Genomic DNA, 24,900 nt, shown 5'->3' with positions numbered 1-24,900 from the left:
CCGGCTCCCCCTACGGCTTCGTCAGATCCCCGTAGGCGTCCGGGCGGCGATCCCGGTAGAACTGCCACCGGTCCCGGACCGTGTCGAGGAGATTCAGATCCAGATCCCGGATGATCAGTTCGGGGTCATGGTCGTGCCCGACCTCCCCCACGAACTTCCCCTCCGGATCCACGAAGTACGACGTACCGTAGAAGTCGTTGTCCCCGTAGTCGGACTCGATCCCCACCCGGTTGATCGCCCCGATGAAGTACTCGTTGGCCACCGCGCTCGCCGGCTGCTCCAGCTGCCACAAGTACGCCGACAACCCGCGACTCGTCGCTGACGGGTTGAACACGATCTTCGCCCCCGCCAACCCGAGCGCCCGCCACCCCTCCGGGAAGTGCCGGTCGTAACAGATGTACACGCCGATCCGCCCCACCGCGGTGTCGAACACAGGGTAGCCGAGGTTGCCGGGCCGGAAGTAGAACTTCTCCCAGAACCCCTTCACCTGCGGAATATGGTTCTTCCGGTACTTCCCCAAGTACTTGCCGTCAGCATCGATCACCGCAGCCGTGTTGTACAACACCCCCGGCTGCTCCTGCTCATACATCGGCAGCACCATCACCATGCCCAGCTCAGCTGCCAACGCCTGGAACCGCTCGGTCGTAGGCCCCGGCACACTCTCGGCGTACTCGTAGAACTTGGGATCCTGCAACTGACAGAAGTAGGGCCCGTAGAACAGCTCCTGAAAACAGATGACCTTGGCCCCGGCCTCCGCGGCCTGCCGCGCATACTCCTCATGCGCCTTGATCATCGACTCCTTGTCACCAGTCCAAGAAGTCTGCACCAACGCCGCCCGCACAACCTCCGCCACCAAAACCTCCCGAGTCGCCGAGCACTCATCCTGCATCCGCACCCCCACAGAGTCAACGGATCTCGTCCGTTGCAAGGAGCTCGTCCACCGTGCGGTTCAGCGCCTCCACCTCTTCGCCACGAGGCGGAACCCACGGAGCACCCCTGGCGCCTGCTTGGTCCGCAGATCACCAATGTACGGCGCCGTCATGTTTCAGCAGGTCGAGCAGCCCTCCACACGCCTCGCCCTCACTCAGGAAGACGGTCTCACCGACCCGATTGCCCCGCTCGCTGTAGTACAAGTGCCAGCGTTCCTGCTCCGGCACCAGGCAATACGACTCGGTTCTGTCTGCACCGACGCTGTAGACATCGGCAGGCACACCCCACGCCTGCAGCCGGTCGGCAAGCTCCGCGGTCGTCATCTCACCCGCGTCCAGGAAGCCCAGCCAATCTGCCACCTGCCTCGTATCGAAACCCGTCATCGGGAACCGCATGAGGGCCGCCCGCAAGAGCCGCGCCGACTCTTCCCTGGTCAGCGGCCGCAACTCGTCGTACTCGTCCTCAGTTAAGTGGATGGGAAACCGACCGACTGTCTCTCCCCTCAGGAAGACGATTGCATTGCACCGCAGCATCGCTACCGGGTTAGGCCCGATCGCCACGAGATACACCGACTCCATCGACCGAAAGTGATCAGCAACCCACTGCGGCCGCCCGTCCGCGCCCAGCCCGTCACTCGCGCGTCGCTCAGCGACCGCGACGAGCTCCGCGGCCGTCATCTCCTTCACCTGCCACGGCAGGCCGAAGCCGTCCCACACCGCCTCACCCCGCCACCCGTACCTGCGGCGAAGCCGACGCCAAGTACGCCTACTCAACCTGGCCCGCATCAGCGCACCTCCGATCTCACGAATTCCAGCATCTTCGAGAGCGCTCTCCATACCGCGTCGGCATCGAGGTCCTGAAAGTGCGTGGGCGGCAGCATCTCCCCGTCTACCGCCTTGTCAAGCTCCGCTTCGCCGCTCACCAACAGCGTGAACTGAGCCATCCGACCCGCCCCGTCCAGCTGAACCGACACCGCCGGCTTCTCGGTCCACCCCGACCGATCCACCCGCAGGGTCGAGCCCCACCAGCCACCCAGCGTAGGCCCCGATCCACTCATCTACCACGGCCAACAGCGACTCGGCGTCGTCCTACGACGGCTCAGTCATCCCAGACTCGAAACACCATCTCCGGATCGAGGCCGGCCGCGCGCAGGGCGAGTCGCACCTTCTCGACGTACGACGTCACGCAGGCCTCGACCTCGCGCCACGGAACCGGCGTACTGGCACCTCCCGGCTCGAACACCGGCCCGAATACCCAACTCGCCTCCTCACGCGAGATCGACAGCACGCCCACTTCCTCGTACGACATCGAGTCGGACACGAAGTCCCACTCGCGATCCCACATCATCAGCCGCCACGCGAGCTCCAGGATGTCCTTCACCGGCACACCATCAGCCGCCGGCAGGACGATCCGGACCCACGGTAACGGCATTTAGATCGCGACCTGGGTCAGCCCTGCCGAGCAGCAATATTCTGCTTTATTTCCTCGGCACTCGGGCGATAATGTTTCCGGTTCATCATGCGGAAATCTCGAAGGAGTGGCAGCTCAGCGATGGGGCTCAGGTCGCCATCAGTGAATCTCGTTGTGTCATACAAGTAGAGATCCAGCAGTTTCTTCAGGCCGCGCAAGGGTTCAGCACTCGGAAACTCTGCACCTTCACTGAGATTCAAAAATGTCAAATCAGCACACAAAGCAACGTCGTCCATCGTGGCGATTTTCCGGCATGTCTGGAGCTGCAATTCTTGCAGTCCGGGCGCCAGCCTCAGCGCTCCGGTGTCTGTCAGCTTGCTCGCCCGATATATCTCGAGTTGCTGAATATCCGAAAGATCACCGAGCCCGTCCAGCGATCGCAGACTGGGTCGGTCCTTCATGACGATGAACTGGAGCCCCGTGGCAACTGTCAGCGGCTCCAGCGTTGCCTCGGTGTACTTCCCCGCATACAGGCGGCGCAAGCCGACGGCACCCGCGAAAGACTTCTTGATCTGCCCCCAGTTGCAGGCGAGCTCCGTCAAGTGCGGCAGCCGCTCGAGGTCGAGCATCAGCGACCCGTCGACCTCGAGTGACAACGACTCCAAGGTAGGCGCAAGGTCATAGATCGGCTCCAAGGACGGGAGCCGCCGATCAAGAATCGTCAACTGCCGCACCGCCAACCCGCGCACGAATTCAAGATCTGTCTCATCGAACCCATGCGCATAGTTCAGCACCAGCGACTCAGCCGACGCCGCCCCGAACGCAGCCCCCGCCTCAGCGGACCACGGACCCTTGACGAACATCTCTATCTTACCGTCCATCGGCCGCGGCCCGACCGCGAAACCTTGCCTGGTCATCGTGAATAACCCGGCCCCATCAAACCGATTCGTCCATCACCGATGGGATTCACTTCGTTCAGCAAGTTGCGCTTCCCGCCTGCCATGTCGATCATCAACTGCTCGGCAATCTCTCGATCGGTCTTGCTTCCAGGAACGCAGTAACGAACGGCATTGTCAACTTCTGCCTGGGTGAATTTATTCTTCGCTACGTGCTGAGCAAGCCGTTTTGAGATGTTCTTGGATTGCCCGACATAGACACCCTTTGCCGTGTTGACGATGTAGATACCAGCCTTGCATGCGTTGTGGACCAGAATCGCACGGTCACCGACGTGGTAGGTGTGGATCCCCTGGACGCTGAGATTGTAGGCCAAGGTCTCGCGCTGGGTGCCCGCCTTCAGGCCGGACACTGTCAGCTTGCGACCGTCGGCGCCGAGGACCTGTTCGCCCGTGCCGAGGGCGTCCGCGCGTTCGAAGCGCTGGTCGGTGACTGACCAGAACGGGTGGTCCTCAGTCGTGGTGATGGTCTCGCCGTCGACCACAAGGTCTTGGACGGTGTCGTCGTGGACGAAGACGTGCTCGACCGTCTTCGCGGCCTGTTCGCCAGTTTCGGGGTCGGTGGCCACGACCTTGTCACCGACGCGAACCTCCGCGATCGGCTTGTGACTGCCATCAGCCATGAGAACGGTGGTGGTTCCGGAGAACGAGCATGCGGTGGCCGCTGTCTTTGCGATCACCCTGCCGACTGCCGGCGCAGCCTTGGCGACCAGAGCCTTGCCTATCGCGCCGACGCCGGCTCCCGCGGCACCGCCAATGGCTCCTGATGCGCCTCCGAGGGCGACCTGTTTGGCGAGATCGGCAGTACTGAAGGTCTTGTTGTCGTCCAGAGCGACTTCAGCACCGTAGCCGAGGCCGGCACCCGCAGCTCCGGCGATCGCCCCCGCAATGACCACGCATCCGACGCCTGCCGTGCCTACGCAGAAGGCAGCGGCGCCGACAACGGCCACGCCGATGGCGATGCCCGTCCCGATCTCCGACGCGTGGTCCTTCGCCCATTCGTGGGCTTCGTCGACCTTGTCTTCGACGTCGTTGACGCGGTCCTTGATCCAGCCGCCGAAGCTGTGCTTCTTCTTGTGGTGGTTGGTGCCGCCGTCGTGGTTTTCGTAGCCGTAGCCGCCGTAGCCGGCGTTGGGGCCGTTGGGGTTGGGGTTGTCGTTGGCGCAGCCGGGGCAGTACTGCGTGTCGACGTCGTCGTCGGTGTATCCGCCGCCGGCGCTGTCCTCGCGGTTCAGGAGACCGGTGGGGTCGGAGCCGGAGATGGGGTTGTCGTTGGCGTAGGTGTAGCCGAGCATCTGCTGGGGATCGTTGGCGTCCAGCAGGGGGTCGACGCTGATGAAGCGGCCGATGGTGGGGTCGTATTCGCGGGCACCAAGGGTCGTGAGGCCGGTGTCCTTGTCCTCGGGTTTGCCGAGGAAGCCGTGATCGTCAGGCCAGGCGACGGTTGGGCCTCGGGGGTCGCCGAAGGGTTTGGCGTAGCGCTTGGTGGCAACCATGGTGTCGGCGTCGACTGCTACCTGCGAGGTTCCGTGGTAGTCGGGGACCAGCCAGGACATGTCGGAGGTTGCGGTGCCGTTGGCGGAGCGGACACCAATGGTCTGGCCGGCGAACTCGTACTGGCGCTTGCCGGTGACCTTGCGGGTGGCCTTGTCCAGGGTCAGCTCGAGCTCGCCCAGGAATAGGGTCGTTTCGGTCTGGCTACGGCGGACCAGCAGGGCACCTTCGGCGTCGTAGACGTAGTTGGTGTCGCCAGCGGAGCTGGTGAGTTTCTCCAGCGCGCCTTGGGGATTCCAGTTCAGGGTTTGGCCGGGGCGGACCGTGGTGTTGCCGCGAGTGTCGTAGTCGTAGGTCTTGGTCGGGGCGCCGGTCTGGGTGACATTGGCCAGAGTGTGGGGCTGGTCGGTGTTGTAGTTGAACGTGCTGGTGACGTCGCCCGCAGTGGAGTGGTCGACCTGGGTTTTGCGTAAGCCGATGGGGGTGTAGGTCCAGGACTGCCAGTACGGCGCCACTCCGCCGAGCCCAAGTGAGCTCGGGGCTTGGGTGCAGTCGGCGTTGGCGGGCGTCCAAGCTTGAGTGACGCGCTGCTGGCCGTCGTACTGGAAGCACTGGGCGTCACCGCCGGCGGCGCTGTCGACCAGGTTCTGATCCTTGAGGACGTTGCCGGTCGGGTCGTAGGTGTAGGCGTGATCGGCGAAGATGTTGGTCTTGCCGGCCGTGGTGCGGGCCAGACGGCGGGTGCCGTCCTCGTAGATGTTGTTGATCTCCATGTCGGAGGCCGAGCCGAGCAGGAGCTTGGTGACGTCCCCGAACGGGTTGTACTCGGTGTCGTGCGTGTAGATCCGGTCGCTGTGCAGCCCGATCGGCAGGCCGAGGGCGTTGTAGTCGTAGTACATGTCCTCGGCGCCAAGGCCACCGCCCGCCGACAGTGACGTCATCTCGAGCGTCTTGGCGTCCGGCTTGTAGTCGTAATTGGTCCAGTAGCTGCCGTCGAGCTCGATGCCTTCGGCGTTCGGGATCACCCGGGTCACCTGAGTCGGCTTGTAGAGCACGTTGCGACTGTTGATCAGCGTCCGGTACGCCGGTCCCGCCTTGCCGTCGGTGTAACTCGCGGACTCGGCCACCTGGCCGAGCAGATCCGTCTTGTCGTACTTCCAGTCAGCCAGGAGGTTCTCCGGCGCGACGCTGGTCTTGTAGAGGCCGGTCTTGCGATCGAGAGCGTCGTACGTCGTGACGACCGTATTGTTCGCCGAGTCGGTGGTCGAGATCAGCCGGTCGCCCTCGTCATAGGCCGAGGTGGTCTTGCCGGCGTCGGGATCGGTACTCTCGATCTTGCGGCCGCGGAGGTCGTACTTGTACGTCCAGGCCGCGCCCGCACCGTCCATCCGGGTCATCCGGCCGGCGACGTCGAACGTGTACTTGGTGACGTCCGGCGTACCGGTTGCGGTGTTGCCCTTGAACTCGCGTCGTTCGATGACCTGGCCCTGGGCGTCGGTCACCGTCGCCGCGGCGGGGCTTCCTGCGGGCGGCAGGACCGTGGTCGTGTCGCCACCGTAGATGGTGGTGGTCGACCACTTGGGCTGCAGCATGCTCATGAAGGTCGACTTCACGGTGCGCCCGGAACCGTCGTACTCGATGAAGGTCTGGTTCGGCACGGAGGCGTTCGGGATGTCGACGAGGGTGGCTGCCGGTGCTGCCGAGTTGTAGACGTCGCTGTTCTGGTAGATGGCCAGGCCGCGTGAGTCGTATCGGGTCTCGCTGATGACCCGCCCGCCATCGGCGCCAGGTGACTGACTCTGGCGGTCCCGCAGCAGGGAGTCGAACAGCTGGTACGACGTGTTGTAGCCGGTCGCCTGGATGTTGAGGGAATCGGTGCGGATCGTCGAGGGCGCGGTGTTCGAGATCGTGTAGGTGTACTTGGTGTTCGCGAGCTTCGTCGCTGCCGGTGCCTGGCTCGGGAGCCACACGCCAGTCAGTCGGCCAAGCCCGTCGTACGCCATCTCGGTGACCTTGCCGTTCACGTCCGTCGTCTTGGACGGCAAGCCCCATTCGGCCTTGTACGTCGTCGTCGTGGCGAAGTTGACCGGCGTACCGCTGTAGTTGTTGACCGTCGGCTGCTTGATCACGGTCTGCGTGAGCGGACCGGTCAGCGCCGGCGTGTAGGCGGTGGTGGTGATCCGTCCGAGCGCGTCGCCGGAGGAGATCGCCCGGCCAAGGGCGTCGTACGTCTTGGTCGCCGCGTTCTGGTAGACCGGCGCATTGTCTGTGTAGTGGTGCAGGCGCTGGACCAGGGTTGCGTCGCCGAGGGTCGCGACGCCGTAGGCCTTGCTGTCGTAGAAGGTCCGGACGTCGGTCAGGACACGGCTCTCCGGCGGATTCGGTGAGACCGAGTCGCAGGCACCGGAAGACGTGACGATCCGGATCGGCAAGCCCAGCAGCCAGGTTGCGGTGTTCTTCAGGTAGTTGGTGATCGTGCAGGTCTGGTCGTCGGTCTTCGACGCATCGCCGAAGTCGGTGACCTTGGTCGGAAGGTTGTTGTCCGGGTCGTACGTCGTTGCCGTTGTCGTGACCTGGTCCGGGCGGCCGCCGTCGCGGGCGATGCGGTTCTGCGTCGCGGAGGTGCCGACGAAGGTCGACTTGAGGGTGCCGCCAGGAACTGCGTACGACGCCTTCTGGGTGATGATGTAGTCGGTGATCTGGCCGGAGACCTCGGCGTTGGAGGTCGCGTCCTGATAGGTGACCTGCTCACGCGGACTACCGGCCAACGCCTCGGCGTCAGCCCGTACGCCGCCTGCCGTGTCGGTGACATCGACGTTCTTGACGGCGGTCGTGTTCTCCAGCTTGTCGCCGTCCATGCCGCGGAAGTACTTGGTGACCGAGCGGCTGCGCGGACGGGTGTTGTCGCCCGGGTCACCGCTGTACGTAGTGACGGTGCTGTAGCCGCGCCATTCCGACCAGGTCTTGTCGTCGTCCTTCAGCATCGGCGATTCCTGGTAGTGCCAGGCGCCGCCGCCGGAGTACGCGTACTGGGTGACCATCGTGGCGCCGTTGCCGGTCTGGTCCGACGTCACGACGTTGTCGACCACGTACTTGTTGAACCAGTCCTCGCGCTCGACCTCGCGCTGTGGCTTCCATTTCACTGGGTAGCAGCGTTTGGTGTTGGTGTCCTTGGCCGGGCGCTCGCCGGACACGCACTCCTTGCCGGCGTAGTTGACCATGATCTTGGCGCCGGTCTCGGTGTTGATCTCGCCGACCCGGTAGCGGACCAGGCCCGGGAGACCGTCGGTGCGGGTGTCGACCCGGTTGGCCAGACCGACGGGCTTGAAGGTCACGTCGGGCATGCTGATCGCCGTACCGACCTTGCCGCTGTGTGAGATGCCGTTCAGCCACATCGGCTTGCCGTCGGCAACGTCACCGGGTGTCGGGAAGGTCAGGTTGGTCTGCCAGAAGTCGACTGGCTGGTACGTCGTTCCGTTCAGAACCTGCGTCGTGATCTGGTACAGACGCTTGCGGGTGAAGAAGGTCGGCGAAACCTTATTGGTGCAGGCCGTCGTTCCTTCGCAGACCTGGTCGAACGGAACGTCCGGCCAGTTGCCCTTGGTCGTTGCGTTGAGCACCGAACAGTTCGCGAGGCAGCGCTCGGCCGTTGTGAAGACGACCTGCTGCGGCGCCTTGGTGGTGTCCGACAGGGTGTCGTCACGCAGGCCGTAGTCGATCCGGTTCAGATAGCCGCCACGCACGTATGACGTACCGGGCGAAGCGACACCGTTCTTGGCGTAGTTGTTGAGTTCCTTGGTGTACCAGTACGACATCGCGTTGCCGTGCAGGTCGACCACGTAGTCGAGGTTCCAGCGCCAGCCCAGGTCGCAACCTGCAGCCGACGTGTGACAGGGCTCTCCGACGTCGTCGCCGTAGACCGGAGCGGTGAAGACCGAGTTCGTCACGGCGGTCAGGCCAGGCTTCAGCTTGTTCTTGCCGAAGTAGTACTGCGTGCCGTCGGTGGTCGTGACCTTCCAGTACTCCTTGAGGGCATCGCCGTTCACGTCGGTGCCGATGATCTTCTCGACCTTCGACCCGTCGTCGTTCTTCAGCTTCCAGGTGCTGGCACCGATGTCGGCCCCGGAGGAACGCACGAGCTCGTTGGACTTGCCGTTCAGCGTCAGCGTGGCGTTGTCGTACTTCCAGCACTGGTCGTACTTGCCGACCTGGCCGTCCTCGTCACAGCTGGTGTACTTGCGCTCGACGAAGGATTCCGTCAGGTCAAACCCTTCACCGACCCAGGACACCTGGTTGTTCGTGGCCGAGGTCCGGCCGTCGACCGACTGCGCGGAGTACGAGAAGGCCAGGCTCGGCGTCGGACCAGCAGCCGCAGGGGGCACGCGGAGCGGGTACGACCAGGTGAAGTCACCGCTGGATCCACCGGCCGACCAGCTCGAGGACGCCGACAGGCTCGTCGCCGAGTAGTCGCCCGCGCTCGAGTCCGAACCGGCGGTGACGGCGAAGACCGACTGCTGTGCACTCAACGGTGCGGTGGTGGTGACGGTCTTCGCAGCCGGATCATTCGTAGACTTCAGCGGCGTACTGGTCGAACAGCCAGCAGCCTTGGGCGTCGTAAGAACGCAGGCCGGAAGAGCGACGACTTCCAGCCGCGTTCCGAAGTCGCCGCCATACGCGTTCTCGTAGCCTGAGTAGTCGAAAGACAGCTGTACGTCGGACTTCGCCGCCGTACTCGCTTTGACCAGTACGCCGCTGATGCCGGCGCGCTCGCTTGCTGCCTGGTCGAGGAAGTCGAGGTCGACCGTGGCCGGCGCCGTACGTTTCGCGGATCGTACGGCGACCGGCCCGGCCGGCTTGCCCGCCGCGTTGACCGCGACGCTCTGGTGCCCGGGAGCCGGCCAGCGGACCGGTCGGCTCGCGAACTCGGCGGTCTTGTCGACCGCCTTCTTCAGGTCCGCCGATTCGGCCGGAGCCGCGATCGGCGGGACGTCCTTGACCTTGACGCTCTTGGTCTTGACCGGCTTCGGCCGGTTCGGGCTACCGGCCTCGGCCGAGCTGGTCGGCCCGACGACCGCCACTGTCGCGGTCAGCGACAGGGCGAGCAGGACCGGGAGGGCGCGGGTCCGCAACTTGAGCTTCATCAGGAGCACTCCGTCGGGTCGTCGCTGAACTCGACGCACAGCTGGTGCTGCGGTACGACGCCTGTGTAGACACGAAGGTCATCCAGGGACGCGTTCAGCGGTGCGTACGTCGTGTCCGTGTCGTCCTGCCTGGCCACGATCATCGCGCTGCCCTGGACCGGCGTCAGGAAAGTGTCGACACCGCCGTCACCGGACCGGTCCGTGATCAGCAGGGTCATCTGGTCGGTCGCCGCGTTGTACTCGGCCGCGAGTGCCGTCCACTCCCCCGCGGTCGTCTGGTTGGTCGGTTGGGTGACCTCGACGTACTGACCGGTGGAGGTGTCGTTCGTGGCCCGGCTGAACACCCACTGAGCCTCGTCGTCCACGCCCGGCCGGTACTCGATGCGCCAGGGGTCCTTGTTGGCACCGATCTGCCGCACGATGACCTGCTTCTTGGTCGGGTCCTGGATCTTCACCCAGAGCGTCGTCGTGAAGCTTCCGGTCGAGTCGACCAGCGGCCGGTTGACCGCGAGGAGCTCAGAGGCGGCTCCGGTGGTGGTCAGTACGTTGCCGCGCTCGGGGTCCTCCACGATCGCGGAGGACTGGTCCGCCGTACTGCCGAAACCGGAGACTGCCAGGCCCTGGTCGTACACGGTGTCGTCGGTGACCCACACACCGTTCGGACGAGCTGCGATGCTGTCGAACGGGAACTTCGCGGCCAGTGAGGCAACCGGCTCGTCGCTTCCGGACGGCCCGGTACGCGGGTCGGCAACCTTGTTCGCCTCGGTCGCCGACATGACGCGGGGGTAGATCTTCACGTCGTCGATCGCACCGCTGAAGACACCGATGCCGGTGCCGACGCGGTAGGAGCCGACCTCGACCGTGCCGTTCGCCTTCCAGGGAACGTGGGTGAAGGACGCGGTCGCCTGGATCCGGCCGTTGACATAGAGCTGGATCGTCTTGTCGGTCACGTTGAAGACACCCAGCAGATGCGTCCAGGCGTTCAGGACCGGCGGGGCCAGCGAATCCACCCGGGCCTGAGCAGCCGTGCTGGAGTCGGAGACGTTCTGGATGAAGGCCCAGCGGTTGTTCGCGGCGGAGTAGCGCAGCAGACCGCCGTAGGCCTGCGTGCCGTTGACCGCGACGACACCCGAGTCCTTGACCGCGGTCGGGCGGACCCAGGCCGAGATGGTGAAGTTCTGCGAAGTGTCGACGACGCTCGCGGCACCGGACACAGTGGCCTGGTTCCCGTTGGCGTTGTCGCCGTCGAAGGTCAGCGATCCGCCGACGCGGCCGGCGTCGTCGAACTGTGCCCCGGTCACGGCCAGCGGGTGCCCCTTACCGGATGAGTCGGCGGCCGTCGTACCGGATCCTTCGTCGAAGTCCCAGGAGCCGGACGGCGGTAGACCCGGTCCGACGTTGATCCGGTGGTACTTCGTCGTACTGGTGTGGTCGGGGGCGTCGTGGCTGACGGCGCCCAGGGTCATCAGGGTCTGTCCGGGAGTGAGCAGGTCGACCGTGACGGAGCGGCCGGTGACGCGGGTCAGCTTGCCGTTGAAGCCGTAGCTGAGCGCCGCGACATCGGTGCTGGTCGAAGAGATCGTGTATCGCACCTTGGCGCCGAACGGCACCGAGATCGGGCAGACGTCAGGGGTCGAGGTGGTCAGGCAGTCCTGGAGCGGCTGGCCGTTGTAGCTCGCGGTGATCGTCGGGGCCGGCGGTGGTGTCGTGTCGACCCTGAAGTAGCACAACCCCGTCCAGGCGGAGTACAGCGTTCCGCCGGGGATCGCGTAGCCCGTTCGGGCCTTGTAGTTGTACGTCACGTTGGTGCCCAGCGCAGCCAACGGCTTGCCCTTGACCAGGACGCCCGGCGCCACAGTCGGGCTGTTGAAGGTCCACTGTGACCCCGATGGGCTCAGGATCTGCCACTGAACGAAGATCCGGGCCGAGGTGTCACCGGCGCCGACGCGTCCCTTGCCGGAGATCTGCGGCAAGGTGGAGGCCACGACCGTCGGGGCGGTCGACGGCGCACAGCCGCTCGGGAGGTCGGTGTTGGTGGCCGCGCCGAGCTCGTACGCCGGGAGCGGGTACGCGACGTACTCGATGTCGAGCTTGCCGGTGCTGTCGAACTGCTTCCAGGCGATGCCGTCGGTCTCACTGGTGGCGCGGAGGCGGAAGGTCGCGGTCTTGCCGTTCGCCGTCGCGGTGTACTGGACCGAGTTCGTGACATTGAACTCGACGGCGGCCGCCGGACAGGAGGAGTTGTAGCCGTGGGCAACGTTCGCGGTCGCGACGTCGGCCTGGCCACCGGGCGCGTTGTTCCAGGTCGTGGCCGATCCGACGGCCGCGGTGCGCGACACGGTGATCCCGCGGGCGGAGCAGCTGGCGGAATGGATCTCGTAGGTGCGCAGCGACGCGCCGATGATCTTCTTGCCGGTGAAGGCCGCCACGTCGAACTGGAAGTAGGTCCGGACGATCTTGTGCTGCTCGAAGTCCTCGAAACCGACGCCCAGACTGTGGGTGGTCTTCCAGAACGACGTGGTCGGGTAGAGCTGCCAGATAGCGGTCCAGCCGTTGCGGTCGCGGGTCACGTTCATGGTCGGGTCGATGACGACCGGGAACGTCGTGTCGGCCGCGGTCAGCAACTTCTGGTCCGGCGTGATCGTCAGACCCTGCTTGCTGCCGGCGAAGCCCATGAGGGCGCGCTTCGACTTGCCGGACGGCCCTTGCTCGACGGCTGCGCCGGCGGCGATCTTCGTCTTGGCGGTCGAGGCTCCACCGGTGTCCCACATCAGTGGCTCACCGACGGTGAGCACCTGGCGGCCGGACGAGTCGACGTACGACGGACGCCCGGGCTGAGTGGTACGAAGGGAGAGGTTCTTGGTGGTGACCGGGAAGGTCAGGCTGCGGAGCGCCGGGTTGGCGGCGGCTTCGCGGTTCTGTACGACGAGGTTGTAGCTGAAGCTGCTGTCCGTGGCCTCGACGACGAGGTCCACGCCGGGCAGCACCGCGGCGTACGTCGCCTTCGAACCGGACAAGGTAGGTGCCGGGAGCAACCAAGGTGACTTCAGCTCGAAGACGCCGTCGGCGCGAGTGACCCGAGCGAGCGGGCCGCTTCCTCCGGCGGAGAAGGCAATGTCGGTCGTCGACACCTTGGGCGCGATGAGCCCGTCGGGGCGCGCCGCGAGACTGGTGTCGATCGCGGTCCAAGCGCCGTTCTTCTGGACCCGGACCGGCTCGTTCGAGATCTCGGCCTTCAGCGTGCCCTGCGGAGTGGCGACGGTCCGTGTGTACGGCGTCGTCTTCTCTTCCACCTCCACCGAGGTGTTGAACTTGGCCGCCAGTCGCGAGGCGTCGGCCACGGTCCGCGCCGACGACGGCGCGACCTCCGGTTTCGCCTGCGCGACCATCGGAACCGCTGCGAGACCCGCAGCCAGCACCGATGTGATCGAAAGGACGCTGATCGGGCGCACGAACGCGCGCAGAGACCACCGATTGGAAGACATGCCTCACCCCTGGAACTCAGACCGCCGAAACCGCGAAACCTCCCCCGAGGTGCGCCGCTCGGAGGTCGGCCGAGGGCGGACTCAGGGTGGCCCGGAGCCACCGCTCCGGTCAACGAAATTGCAGGTAGTGACAGACCTTGCGAATGTGCCTGGTCAAACTCGCCTCAAGAGGCTTTTCGCAGGTCAGAGCCCGGTTTGACCCATACAACCCGTCGGCGGTGACGGCCTCGGCCGACCACCATTCGGTCTGCGCAGCTCGCGCCCAGGGCCGCCTCAGAGGGTGACGGCGCGGGAGGCCTCAGCCACTACTCGGCCGCCGACTGTTGCGTGGGTGGGCGGGAGGTACGTCGTGTGGAGGTGGGAGCCGCGGCCTTGGATGATGTGGAGGTTGCGGGCCAAGAGGGCGGTTAGTTGGGTGGCGGCGGAGCCGGTGGCTTCGTCTTCGGGGGCGCCCATGGCGGGGGCGAAGGCTCGGGAGCGGATGACGCCGTCCGGCTCGGAGACCCACGACCAGAGATAGGTGTGACCGGCCGGATAGGCGGCAGGGTCTGCAGCCAGTACGTCGGCGGGGGTGCCCAGCTCGATCCAGTCCCAGGTGCTGCCCCAGGTGGTGTTGGCGCGAACGGAGACCAGGTCGCCGTCGAAGCTGACGGGGATCTCGCCGGCCGGGCAGTTCAACACCGGGACAGAAATGCCTTGCGAGCGGAGCCACCAGGCGACGCCGACGGTGGGGTGGCCGGCGAAGGGCATTTCGCCGGTAGCGGTGTAGATGCGGATGGTGCCGGTCGACGGATCGTCGACGTACACGGTCTCGCTGTAGCCGAGGTGGGCGGCCAGGGCTTGCCGGTCGGCAGGCGGCACGAGGTGACCGGAGACGATGCCCAAGGGGTTGCCGAAGCGGCCGTCGGGGTCGGTGAAGACCCGGACGACGTCAACCGGGAGCACTCGTCAGAGCACTGCGATGAGCACGACGACGATGACCAGCAGGACTGCGGCCACTGCGACGGCGACGATGCGGCCGTTGAACTTGGGTTCGGCCGCGGGCTGGGTCTCGTTGACGAAGGCCTTGAACATCTGGGTGTTCGCGCCCGGGTCCAACTCGTTCTCGGGGACGTTCTGGTCTGCCATGGCTCCTGACCATACCTGTACGGCGGACCTGGAGCACTCACCAACTCCCGAAAGGGCATGTACCATTTGGTACATGCGATTCGATCACGCGGTCACTCTGCATCAAAGCCGGCATCCCCGAAGCTGAGGCCCCGAGCTACGCGCGACTAGGCCTGGCAGCATCACGCGGATTGCTGTTCGACCTGCTCCTCACCGGCGACGCTCAAGGCGTCGACGAGGCGTCCAACCTGCTCAACCGCCTGTTCAGCCTGCCTCGGTAGGCGATTCGATCCAGCCGGCGACGATCGGCAGCCGCGACTCCCGCAGTACAGCGGCAAAGGCAAAAGGCTGATCCAGTACGACGTCCAGCCGCCGTTCCTGGCGCGTCACCATCGCGGCCCGCGTCATCGCCATCGACGTCACCGCCGCCGCCTCGAACCCGGTCGCGAAGAACCGCGCGAGCACCTCCTGCTTGGCCTGCCCGATCGCCAGCGGCGCCGGGCTGATCGCACTGAAATGACCCTGCGAACCAGAGCTCACCGCCGACAACCCGAACAACTCCGCAGACTCCAACAGATCATGCGATGCCGAGACCTCGAACGACGGCAGCGACAACCGCACATCCGGCCGCGAAGCCGTCGTCTTCCCCAGCCTCACACCCGGCGCGACGACATCCGACCCGTCGATCAACGCACTACCCGGTACGCCGTCGCGCGGGCGGGCCGCCGCGTCCAGCAATCCCTCGACTCCAGCACCAATCCCCAGCAGTACGTCGACATCCGCGTCCCCGCGCACCGTGATCACGGTCAGATCGTCATACCGGCGTACCGAATCGAGGTCGGTGTCAGTCCGCTCGAGCCAGTGCCATGAACCGGCCCACGCACCAGACCCCACATGCTTGACCTGCTCGGTGAACGGCCGGGCCCAAGTAGTGCGGAGGCAGAGCGCGGACGCGAGCACGAGCATCACGTCCGGGCTGATCTCGACAGGCATCTGCCGGATCAAACCGTCGGTGTGCTCAGCGGCCCACGCGTCCAACCGAGGCTTGTCGACTGCGGACTGCCCGGTCAGCATCCCGACCACCGGAGCCGGTACGACGTCGCTGAAAGACTCGGCCAGTTTCAGCTGCTCGCTCACCCAGACACCAAGCGCCGCATGCAGATCCGCCGACGAGTCCAGAGCCGAGATCAGCTCCGCAGCAAGCCGCGAACCGTCGGCCGCGGACACGTCGGCGGCGGCCGCGAGCTCGGCGCGGCCCGGTTCGTCGGCGGCCGTGGCGAGGATCGCCAGCAGCGGCCACAGGCCGAGCCCGGACACGACGGAGTTGCCGGGCGCCAGGCTGCGGACCCAGCGGCCGGTGAGATCGTTCACTGCACGCACGACATCGGCATCCATACCTCCACCCTGCCATGTCAAGCCCAATCCGGGGCAGGACCAGTATTTGCCGTAACGACGCTGATTTTCATTATGCAGGTGCAGCGAGTCCTCGTTCGAACGCGCTGCGTTGTGTCAGGATTCCGCCCATGAGTGCGCCCGCGGACGTCGCCGAAAAGGCCGAGAAGCCGCCGAAAGAACCGGCTGGATCGTCGATCGCGTTCACCGCGACGCTGGTCCTGCTGGTCGGTCTGGCGTTGTTCGGGCGGCGGATCTTCGCCGGAGCCTTCACCGACGAGGGCGTCCGCACCTGGGCGACCATGTTCGTCGGCGTAACCGTGCAGGCGCTGCCGTTCCTGGTCCTCGGCGTGCTGCTCTCGGCTGCGCTGACAGCGTTCGTGCCGGCCTCGTTCTTCGCGAAGGCGCTCCCCAAGCACCCGGCGTTCGCCGTACCGGTCGCGAGTGCGTCCGGCGTCATCCTGCCCGGCTGTGAGTGCGCCTCGGTGCCGGTGTCGGCCGCGTTGATGGCTCGCGGCGTCACGCCGGCCGCGGCGATCGCGTTCCTGCTGTCCGCGCCCGCGATCAACCCGGTCGTGCTCGCGTCCACCGCGGTCGCGTTCCCCGGACAGCCGAAGGTGGTGGTGGCCCGCGCGGTCACCTCGCTCGCGGTCTCGATGATCCTCGGCTGGCTGTTCTTGCTGACGGGCAAGGGCGCCTCCTGGCTGAAGATGCCGACGAACCGGCACGCCGAGGGCACCCCCAAGTTCGAGGTGTTCCGCTCCTCGATGCTGCACGACTTCCTGCACGCCGGCGGGTTCCTGGTGGTCGGTGCCGCCGCGGCCGCCACGCTGAACGTCGTCGTACCGCGCGCCTGGCTCGACCATGTGGCCGGCAACCTGCTGCTGTCCGTCCTCATCCTCGGCGTGCTGGCCGTCGTACTGGCGATCTGCTCGGAGGCGGACGCGTTCGTCGCCGCGAGCCTGACGCAGTTCTCGCTGACCGCGCGGCTCGCGTTCATGGTGGTCGGGCCGATCGTGGACGTGAAGCTGATCGCGCTGCAGGCCGGAACGTTCGGTCCGAAGTTCGCCGTCCGGTTCGCGCCGGCCACGTTCGTGGTCGCCGTACTGGCCAGTCTCGGAGTGGGGTGGTGGTTGCTGTGAAGCGCAATGTGGCCGGACTCGTGATCGTCTTCGTCGGAGCCGCGGTGGTTCAGCTCGCGGTCTCGAACACCTACCTGCGGTACGTGAAGCCCGGCATGCGCTGGATGCTGCTCGCGGCCGGCGTGATCCTGATCGTGCTCGCCGTCGCCGACGTCCTCGCCGACACCCGCAAGGACAAGGAACACGATCATGCGGATGACGGCCACGGCCACCACGGGCTGCCGCGCGCGGCCTGGTTACTCCTGATCCCGATCTTCGCGCTGCTGGTCGTCGACCCGCCGGCGCTCGGTGCGGCCGCGGCCGCACGCCAATCACCGGTGGCCTCGAAGCCGATCCAGCCGAAGAGCAACTCCTGGCTGGCCGACAACCCACAAGGCGGGCCGGTCAACCTCGCCGTACGGGACTATGCCGTCTGGGCGGTGTGGGAGAAGGAGAGCATGAAGGGTCGCGCCTTCTCACTCACCGGCTTCGTCACCCCGACCAAGGACGGCAAGTGGTACGTGACCCGGATGGGCCTCACGTGCTGCGTCGCCGACGCCACCGCCTTCATGGTCGAGGCCCGCGGTGACCAGGTCGCCCCGCCCAAGAACCAGTGGGTCACGGTCACCGGCGAGTGGGCCGAGCCGGGCAAACGCGTCGACGGCGATGTCGCCGCTCTCACGGTCGACAGCATCAAGTCGGTCACCGCGCCCGCCAACCCCTACGAGTAGGCCCTCACACTTTCGAGGCCTCCAACGTTCCATGGGCATGAAGCGCACAGTCGAGCCCAAGGTCCTCTACTTCGGTACGCCGGTTGTCCTGATCAGCACGCGTAATCCGGACGGCTCCACCAACCTCGCCCCGATGTCCTCCGCCTGGTGGCTCGGATACCACGCCATGCTCGGGATGGGCACGAGCGCGCAGACCGTCAAGAACCTGGTCGACCGGCCCGAGATCGCCCTCAACCTGGTCGACCCGGCCATGGTCGCCGCCCTGGACCGGATCGCCCTGCTGACCGGTTCGGAGGAGATGTCGGACGCCAAGCGCGCCCGCGGCTACCGCTACGAACCGGACAAGTTCGCAGCGGCAGGACTCTCCCGTACGACGGGTGCTCTGACCGGGCTGGACCTGGTCGCGGAGAGCCCGATCACGATGGAGGGCCGGGTCGAGGCCATCCATCAGATCGGCGATGCCGACAATCACCTGTGTGCACTGGCGATGAAGGTCGAGCAGGTGCAGGTCGAGGAGGAGTTGATGATGAGCAACGACCGCTACATCGACCCGCTCGCCTGGGACCCGCTGATCATGAAGTTCACCGAGTACTTCGCTGGTGGAGCTCCGGCGTACGAGTCTTCACTGGCTCGGGGCTGGGAGATGCCGAAGATGAACGTCGCCGGATAACAGTGCAGGCCATCCCGCCGATCACCAGCGCGGCCGCGATCGCCTGCTGGAGACCGACCGTCTCACCGCGCAGCAACCACGCCGCGGCCATCCCGACGATCGGTACCAGCAGCGAGAACGGCGCCACGGTGCTCGCGTCGTACTGGCGGAGCAGGTAGCCCCAGACACCGAAGCCGAACAGCGTGGCCACGAAGGCCAGGTACGCCAGCGCGCCGACCCCGGTGACGTCGATCCCCCGCAGTGCATCGAGGTCGGCGCGCGGCCCTTCGGTCAGCAGCGACAACAGCGTCAGCGGTACGACGGCGACCGCGCTCACCCAGACCATGAACCGCAGCGTGTCCGGCGGCTTCGCGTACCGGGTGATCGTGTTCGAGACACCCCAGCAAGCCCCGGCCAGGATCACCAGCGCGAGCGCACCGAGCGGCGCCGACAGGCCGTGGTCGAACACGATCAGCAGCATCCCGCCACAGGCGATCGCGATCCCGGCCACCTGCGCCGGGCGGGGCCGCTCCCGCAGCACGGTGATGGCGAAGACCACGGTGAAGATCACCTGGCATTGCAGCACCAAGGACGCCAGACCGGCCGGAACTCCGCGATCCATGGCAATGAAGAGCAGCCCGAACTTCGCGACGCCGAGCGCCAACCCGACCCCGATCACATAACGCCACGCGACCCGTGGCCGGCCGAGAAAGAAGATGGCCGGTACGGCGGCCAGAAGAAAGCGCAAGGCGGAGAACAACAGCGGCGGGAAATCCTCGAGCCCGACCTCGATCACGACGAAGTTGACGCCCCAGGCGACCACGACGGCGAGGGCAAGCAGGAGGTCACGAGGTTTCATGCAGCCAGTCTGGGGCCGGACTAGACTTAAGGACCAGCACCGATTGCTACCGTCCTCGATGTAGGAGTGCTACATGATCGATCTCGGCCGCCTGCGCGCTCTGTACGCCGTCGCCCAGTACGGATCGGTCAATCGGGCCGCCGAGACCCTTGGCTACACACCGAGCGCGGTGTCGCAGCAGCTGGCCAAGCTCGAGCGCGAGACCAGGACCACGCTGATCGAGCGGCAAGGTCGTGGCATCGTGCTCACGGATGCCGCGCTCCAGCTCGCGGCCACGGCGGAGCGCATCCTTGAGCTGGTCGAGGATGCCGAGCTGACGCTCGAAGAGCAGCGTGGGCAGGCGATCGGGACCCTGCGGATCGCCGCGTTCCCGACCGCGGCGCGCGGGTTGTTGCCAACGGCATTGAGCCGGTTGATCGACGAGCACCCGGCGCTCGACGTACGGGTCAGTGAGACCGATCCGTATGAAGCTGTTGCCGCGGTCAACCGTGGCGAAGTGCACGTGGCAGTCGTGCACGACTGGCACAACACACCGCTCACGCTGCCCGAGGGGTTGTCCCGGGTGAAGCTCGGTTCGGACCCGGCCGACGTACTGGTACCTGCGGCGCATCGCCTGGCAGGCAAGGAGTCCGTCCGCGCCGAGGATCTGATCGGTGAGCGATGGATCTGCCAGCCGCCGGGATCGATCTGCCACGAATGGCTGGTCCGCACGATGCGCCGGGCGGGCGCCGAGCCGGACTTCGCCTATTCAGTGGCTGAGTACCAGACCCAGCTCGCGATGCTTGCCCAGGGCATCGGCATCGGCCTGGTCCCGCGGCTGGGCCGGGGTCCGCTGCCTGACGGCGTGGTCGTCGTACCGCTCCAGCCGGAGCTGAGCCGACGGGTCTATGCCGTCTGGCGGAACGTCACTTCGCGGCGGCCGGCGATCGTGGTCACGCTCTCAGCTCTCAAGCGGGCTTGGCCGGAACGCGCCACCGCCTGATCGAAAGTGATCACATCGCGCGATCCGTTGACAACGCTCCGCGCCGATATTAGGTTCCGTTGAACTATCAGGAAACTTTCCTATTAGTTAGGTAACTACCTCCCCCGCCCCCATGTATTAGGAGGCAGTCAATGATGCGTTCCCTGACGGCCGGAGTTCTCCTCACCGCGGCCGCCTTGTTTCCCACCCTCCCAGCCAGCGCCGCACCGGCAGCACCGGCAGCCGACACCCCGGTCTCCCGCAACGGTCAGCTTCATGTCTGTGGCCTGAAGCTCTGCAACCAGAACAACCAGCCCGTGCAGCTGCGTGGCATGAGCACGCACGGCATCCAGTGGTACGCCAACTGCATCAAGACCGCGTCCCTGGACGCGCTGGCCACCGACTGGAAGGCCGACATCCTCCGGGTCTCGATGTACGTGGCCAAGAAAGAGGACGGCTACGAGACCAACCCGCGCAAGTTCACCGACCTCGTGCACGGCTACATCGAGGAAGCCACCAAGCGCGGCATGTACGTCCTGGTCGACTGGCACCAACTCGATCCCGGCGACCCGAACCTCTATACGGAGAAGGCCAAGACCTTCTTCGCGGAGATCGCGAGCCGGCACAAGAACAAGAACAACATCATCTACGACATCGCCAACGAGCCGAACGGCGTCAGCTGGGCGCAGATCAAGTCGTACGCCGAGAAGGTCATCCCGACCATCCGCGCCAACGACCCGGACGGCGTCGTCTTCGTCGGTACCAAGGGCTGGTCGTCACTCGGGGTGTCCGAGGAGAGCGACGAGAAGGATGTGGTGAACAACCCGATCAACGCCACCAACATCATGTACACGTTCCACTTCTACGCCGCGTCGCACCACCAGGAGTACTTCGACGCACTCTCCCGGGCATCGTCGAAGATTCCGCTCTTCATCACCGAGTTCGGCACCCAGAACTACGAGGGCGAAGGCGCGAACGACTTCACCTGGTCGAAGAAGTACCTGGACTTCCTGGCCGGCAAGCAGATCGGCTGGACCAACTGGAACTTCTCCGACGACGAGCGCTCCGGCGCCGTCTTCAAGGAAGGGACCTGCGCCGGCAACAAGTTCACCGGTACGGCGAACCTGAAGGAAGCCGGCGTGTGGATCCGGGACAAGATCCGCAACCGCGGAGTCGCTCCCGAGGCCGAGCCGCAGGCGAGCATCAACGTCAGCACCGCCGCCCAGCTCAAGACCGCGCTGACCGATGCCAAGCCCGGTGACACCATCAAACTTGCCGACGGCATCTACACCGGCAACTTCAAGACAACGGTCAAGGGCACGTCGTCCGCGCCGATCACGCTGACCGGGTCGAAGAACGCCGTACTGAAGGCAAGCGGCGGGTACGGCCTGCACCTGAACGGCGCCAGCTACTGGAACGTCAACGGCATCAGCATCACCGGCGGTCAGAAGGGCATCATGATCGACACCGCCACTCACGTGACGATCGACGGTGTCACGGTCTACGGGCTCGACATGGAAGGTGTGCACTTCCGCAACAGCAGCACGTACGGCGTGATCAAGAACTCGCGCATCTACGACACCGGCAACGACGGCCGGGGCATGGGCGAGGGCGTGTACGTCGGCAGCGCGGGCGGCACGTCGGACAAGTCGGACAACGTGCAGATCCTGGACAACGTCATCGGGCCGGATGTCGGCGGCGAGGCGGTCGACCTGAAGGAAGGCACCACCGGCGGCCGGGTCGCCGGGAACTCCTTCGACGGCAAGGGCCTGACCGGCGCGAACTACGACGACAGCTGGATCGATGTCAAGGGCAACAACTACGTCATCGAGAACAACACCGGCAAGAACACCACGAACAACGGCTTCGAGACACACACGCAGCAGTCCGGCTGGGGTTGCGGGACGGTGTTCCGCGGCAACAAGTCCGACCTGACCGGCGCCACTGGTGACGGCCGGTACGCCTTCAACATCACCAACTACAACGCGTCCAGCTGCAAGGTCACGATCGACCGGAGCAACACCGTCACCGGCGGCCGCGGCCTGACCAACCCGGGCATCCCGATCAGCTGAACACCTGCTCGCGTGGTCCTTGTCCCGGGCTCACGCGAGCACCCGCCGGCCGCACCGCCCCGCGGCCGGCGGGGACCGTCTCGCCCGTCAGGATCTCGAACTTCGCCTCCGTGTCGTCGTCCGCCGCGGTGTAGACGTTCACCCGGAACTGACCGCCCTGCGTGATCCACAGCAGCGCCGGCTCCACCCGCAGCAGACCGACCTCCGGATGATCGACAAGCTTGATCCTGGTGCTGGGCGCGGCGACGTCGTACCGCTCCCAGTAGGTCGCGAACTCCGGCGACCGGGCGAGCAGCACTTGGGTCAGCTCCTGCCACACGGGCTCGGTGAGGTGGTTGGCCATGGCCGCGCGGTAGGCGGCGACCATATGTAGCCGGATCGACTCTCCGTCGACGAAGTAACAGTGCCACTGGTCGCAGACGAAGTTCAGCCAGAGCATGTTCCGCTCCTCGACCGGGATCTGCCGCAGGTCCAGCACCACCTGGCAGTACGCGTCGTTGAACGCGAGGATGTCCCACCGCTCGTTCATCACGATCGCCGGGTACGGCGAGACCGCGTCCAGCGTCCTCTGGACGGCTGGTGGCAGCACGCTGCACTCCCCCGAGGCCGGGCCCACCCGTAGACCGGCGAGGGTGAAGAGGTGGTTGTTTTCGAGCCGCTCCAGCTGGAGCGCCCTGGCGATCGCCTCGAGCACCTGCGCGGAGACGTTGATGTCCCGGCCCTGCTCCAGCCAGGTGTACCAGGTCACCCCGACCCCGGCCAGCAGTGCGACCTCCTCGCGCCGCAGACCCGGCGTACGGCGTCTGAGTCCCGGAGCGAACCCGACTTCCTCGGGCTGGATCCGTTCCCGCCGGGTACGCAGGAAGAGGCCCAGCTCCCGTCGGCGTGCGTCCTGGCTGGCTGTCATGTTCTTATGGTGCCTCGCCGCGCAACCTGGTGCCAGGTGGTGTCAGTAATAGGATAGCCAGGCACTCACCACCAGGATCCAGTCGCGCGCAGCCTGGTACTCATGACTGCCCAACTCACCGCCACCCGACCGCCGGCGACCTCGCTGGCACCGGCGGCGCTCACTGCACTTCTCTTCGGTTCCCTGTTGCCGATGCTCTCGTTCTTCATGGTCAACGTCTCGCTCCCCGCGATCGGTGCCAACCTGCACGCCAGCGCCGGGTCGCTGCAGCTCGTCGTCGGCGCCTACGGCATCGCGGCCGCGACACTGCTCGTCGTCGGCGGCCGGCTCGGTGACGGCTTTGGCCGCCGCCGTCTGTTGCTGCTCGGTCTCACCGGGTTCGCCATCGCCTCACTGGTCTGCGCGATCGCGCCGTCCGTGGCGGTGCTACTGCTCGCCCGGATCGTCCAGGGTGCGTCGGCTGCTGCGGTCACGCCGCAGGTGCTGGCATCGATCACCAGCCTGATGACCGGCGAGCACCGTACTCGCGGGATGGCGCTGTTCGGCGTGGCCAACGGCATCTCGGCCGCACTGGGCCAGATCCTCGGCGGCGTCCTGACCGACGCGAACCCCTTCGGCCTCGGCTGGCGTTCGGTGTTCGTCGTCCTCGCACTCGGTGCACTCGTGGCGCTGATCGCGATCGCCGCCACGGTCCCAGACACCAAGGCGGTCCAGGCACACCGCGTGGACCTCGTGGGCGCCGGACTGCTCGCTCTCACCCTGGTACTCCTCCTGCTGCCCCTCACCGAGGGCCGTGCACTGCACTGGCCGCTCTGGACGTGGCTCAGCCTGGCGGCCGTCGTACCGGCTGTAGGTCTACTCGCACTGCACCAGCACCGGGCTGAGCGGTCCGGGCACGCGCCACTAATCCCACCATCGGTACTGCGGCATCGGGCGATGCGAATCGGCCTGCTGATGGCGGTCGGGTTCTTCACCAGCTTCGGCGGCTTCATGTTCGTCTTCGCCATCGCCACCCAGGCAGGCGCTCACATGTCAGCCCTGGAAGGCGGTCTGAGTCTGCTCCCCCTCGCCATCGGCTTCTTGATCACCTGCATCTGGGGCCCCGCCCTCCAACGCCGGTACGGCGTCGCCATGATCATCGCGGGCTGGATCATCAACGCGGTTGGCTATGTACTGCTGGCGATCGCCGCACTCGTACTCTGGCCGGACGTGACGGTTCTGAAGCTCGCACTGCCCATGCTGGTCGCCGGCATCGGCAGCGGACTCGTCATGATCCCCATGATCGGCGTCGTCGTCAGCCAGGTCCCACCAGCCCAAGCAGGCCTGGGCAGCGGCATCCTCCTCACCAGCCAGCAAACCTGCCTAGCCCTAGGCGCCGCCACCGTAGGCACCGTCTTCCTGTCCCTCACCACCACCTCCTGGGGCTTCCGCGGCGCCCTAGCCGCAGTAGCCCTAGGCCTAGCCGCCATCGCCATCCTCATGGCCCCCATCACCAACCAACTCCGCCGCGCTGGTGCCTGACCCCACTTTGAGCACCGTTCAGTCATCCGCCCGCCCAAATTTCGGTCGACCGGTGCTCAAGGTCAACCCCCACCGCGACCTTGTGCACGGCTCAACCACCGCGCGGCCTCGAAAATGGTTGGTGGGTGCTCAAGGTGTGCGGCGACCTCGGGCCAGCCGCGCGTAGC

At 66.0% G+C, this 24,900-nt stretch carries 18 protein-coding genes; 6 read left to right on the top strand and 12 right to left on the bottom strand.

What is annotated here, in order from left to right:
- Positions 1-10: 10 nt before the first annotated feature.
- The 10 genes from ACFVWG_RS29880 to ACFVWG_RS29835 form a co-directional block, all read right to left on the bottom strand.
- Positions 11-853, bottom strand: coding sequence for a nitrilase-related carbon-nitrogen hydrolase (locus ACFVWG_RS29880; RefSeq protein WP_391546764.1), 843 nt, complete (start codon positions 851-853; stop codon positions 11-13).
- Between the two features lie 166 nt (positions 854-1,019).
- Positions 1,020-1,646 (bottom strand): hypothetical protein, encoded by a 627-nt coding sequence (locus ACFVWG_RS29875; RefSeq protein ID WP_391546763.1) that lies wholly within the window; start codon positions 1,644-1,646, stop codon positions 1,020-1,022.
- Between the two features lie 68 nt (positions 1,647-1,714).
- Positions 1,715-1,903, bottom strand: a complete 189-nt coding sequence (locus tag ACFVWG_RS29870; RefSeq protein ID WP_391546762.1) for a hypothetical protein — start codon at positions 1,901-1,903, stop codon at positions 1,715-1,717.
- Positions 1,904-2,028: 125 nt separating this feature from the next.
- Positions 2,029-2,361, bottom strand: a complete 333-nt coding sequence (locus ACFVWG_RS29865) for a hypothetical protein (RefSeq protein WP_391546761.1) — start codon at positions 2,359-2,361, stop codon at positions 2,029-2,031.
- Positions 2,362-2,378: 17 nt separating this feature from the next.
- Positions 2,379-3,257 (bottom strand): hypothetical protein, encoded by an 879-nt coding sequence (locus tag ACFVWG_RS29860; protein ID WP_391546760.1) that lies wholly within the window; start codon positions 3,255-3,257, stop codon positions 2,379-2,381.
- A complete protein-coding gene (locus tag ACFVWG_RS29855) occupies positions 3,254-9,928 on the bottom strand; it encodes a polymorphic toxin-type HINT domain-containing protein (protein WP_391546759.1) in 6,675 nt (2,224 codons plus the stop codon). The genes ACFVWG_RS29860 and ACFVWG_RS29855 overlap by 4 nt, the downstream gene beginning before the upstream one ends.
- A complete protein-coding gene (locus tag ACFVWG_RS29850; RefSeq protein ID WP_391546758.1) occupies positions 9,928-13,413 on the bottom strand; it encodes a LamG-like jellyroll fold domain-containing protein in 3,486 nt (1,161 codons plus the stop codon). The genes ACFVWG_RS29855 and ACFVWG_RS29850 overlap by 1 nt, the downstream gene beginning before the upstream one ends.
- Positions 13,414-13,686: 273 nt before the next feature.
- Positions 13,687-14,358 (bottom strand): PhzF family phenazine biosynthesis protein, encoded by a 672-nt coding sequence (locus ACFVWG_RS29845; protein ID WP_391546757.1) that lies wholly within the window; start codon positions 14,356-14,358, stop codon positions 13,687-13,689.
- Between the two features lie 3 nt (positions 14,359-14,361).
- Complete coding sequence (locus tag ACFVWG_RS29840) at positions 14,362-14,541, bottom strand: hypothetical protein (protein WP_391546756.1); 180 nt, start codon at positions 14,539-14,541, stop codon at positions 14,362-14,364.
- Positions 14,542-14,784: 243 nt separating this feature from the next.
- On the bottom strand, positions 14,785-15,915 hold the full coding sequence (locus ACFVWG_RS29835; RefSeq protein ID WP_391546755.1) for a serpin family protein: 1,131 nt from the start codon (positions 15,913-15,915) through the stop codon (positions 14,785-14,787).
- 128 nt (positions 15,916-16,043) lie between these two features.
- On the opposite strand from ACFVWG_RS29835, the gene ACFVWG_RS29830 reads away from it, so the two are divergent.
- Genes ACFVWG_RS29830 through ACFVWG_RS29820 form a run of 3 tightly spaced genes read left to right on the top strand, consistent with a single transcriptional unit; the run spans position 16,044 to position 18,434 of the window.
- Positions 16,044-17,054 (top strand): permease, encoded by a 1,011-nt coding sequence (locus tag ACFVWG_RS29830; RefSeq protein WP_391546754.1) that lies wholly within the window; start codon positions 16,044-16,046, stop codon positions 17,052-17,054.
- A complete protein-coding gene (locus ACFVWG_RS29825; RefSeq protein ID WP_391546753.1) occupies positions 17,051-17,764 on the top strand; it encodes a TIGR03943 family putative permease subunit in 714 nt (237 codons plus the stop codon). Before ACFVWG_RS29830 ends, ACFVWG_RS29825 begins: the two co-directional genes overlap by 4 nt.
- Positions 17,765-17,801: 37 nt before the next feature.
- Complete coding sequence (locus tag ACFVWG_RS29820; RefSeq protein WP_391546752.1) at positions 17,802-18,434, top strand: flavin reductase family protein; 633 nt, start codon at positions 17,802-17,804, stop codon at positions 18,432-18,434.
- On the opposite strand, the gene ACFVWG_RS29815 is transcribed toward ACFVWG_RS29820, so the two are convergent.
- Positions 18,346-19,272, bottom strand: a complete 927-nt coding sequence (locus ACFVWG_RS29815; protein WP_391546751.1) for an EamA family transporter — start codon at positions 19,270-19,272, stop codon at positions 18,346-18,348. The genes ACFVWG_RS29820 and ACFVWG_RS29815 overlap by 89 nt on opposite strands.
- A gap of 73 nt (positions 19,273-19,345) precedes the next feature.
- Between ACFVWG_RS29815 and ACFVWG_RS29810 the strand changes: the two genes are divergently transcribed.
- Together ACFVWG_RS29810 and ACFVWG_RS29805 are read left to right on the top strand one after the other, a co-directional pair.
- Complete coding sequence (locus ACFVWG_RS29810; RefSeq protein ID WP_391546750.1) at positions 19,346-20,254, top strand: LysR family transcriptional regulator; 909 nt, start codon at positions 19,346-19,348, stop codon at positions 20,252-20,254.
- A gap of 134 nt (positions 20,255-20,388) precedes the next feature.
- Complete coding sequence (locus tag ACFVWG_RS29805) at positions 20,389-22,305, top strand: cellulase family glycosylhydrolase (RefSeq protein ID WP_391546749.1); 1,917 nt, start codon at positions 20,389-20,391, stop codon at positions 22,303-22,305.
- Here the strand turns inward: ACFVWG_RS29805 and ACFVWG_RS29800 are convergent.
- Positions 22,298-23,212, bottom strand: coding sequence for a helix-turn-helix transcriptional regulator (locus ACFVWG_RS29800; protein WP_391546748.1), 915 nt, complete (start codon positions 23,210-23,212; stop codon positions 22,298-22,300). The genes ACFVWG_RS29805 and ACFVWG_RS29800 overlap by 8 nt on opposite strands.
- Before the next feature lie 102 nt (positions 23,213-23,314).
- Here ACFVWG_RS29800 and ACFVWG_RS29795 point away from each other — a divergent pair, with 102 nt between their 5' ends.
- Complete coding sequence (locus ACFVWG_RS29795; RefSeq protein ID WP_391546747.1) at positions 23,315-24,733, top strand: MFS transporter; 1,419 nt, start codon at positions 23,315-23,317, stop codon at positions 24,731-24,733.
- The last annotated feature ends 167 nt before the right edge of the window (positions 24,734-24,900 follow it).

This window comes from Kribbella sp. NPDC058245, from assembly GCF_042882005.1.
Lineage (GTDB): Bacteria > Actinomycetota > Actinomycetes > Propionibacteriales > Kribbellaceae > Kribbella.
This window is presented reverse-complemented; position numbering and strand designations above follow the sequence as displayed.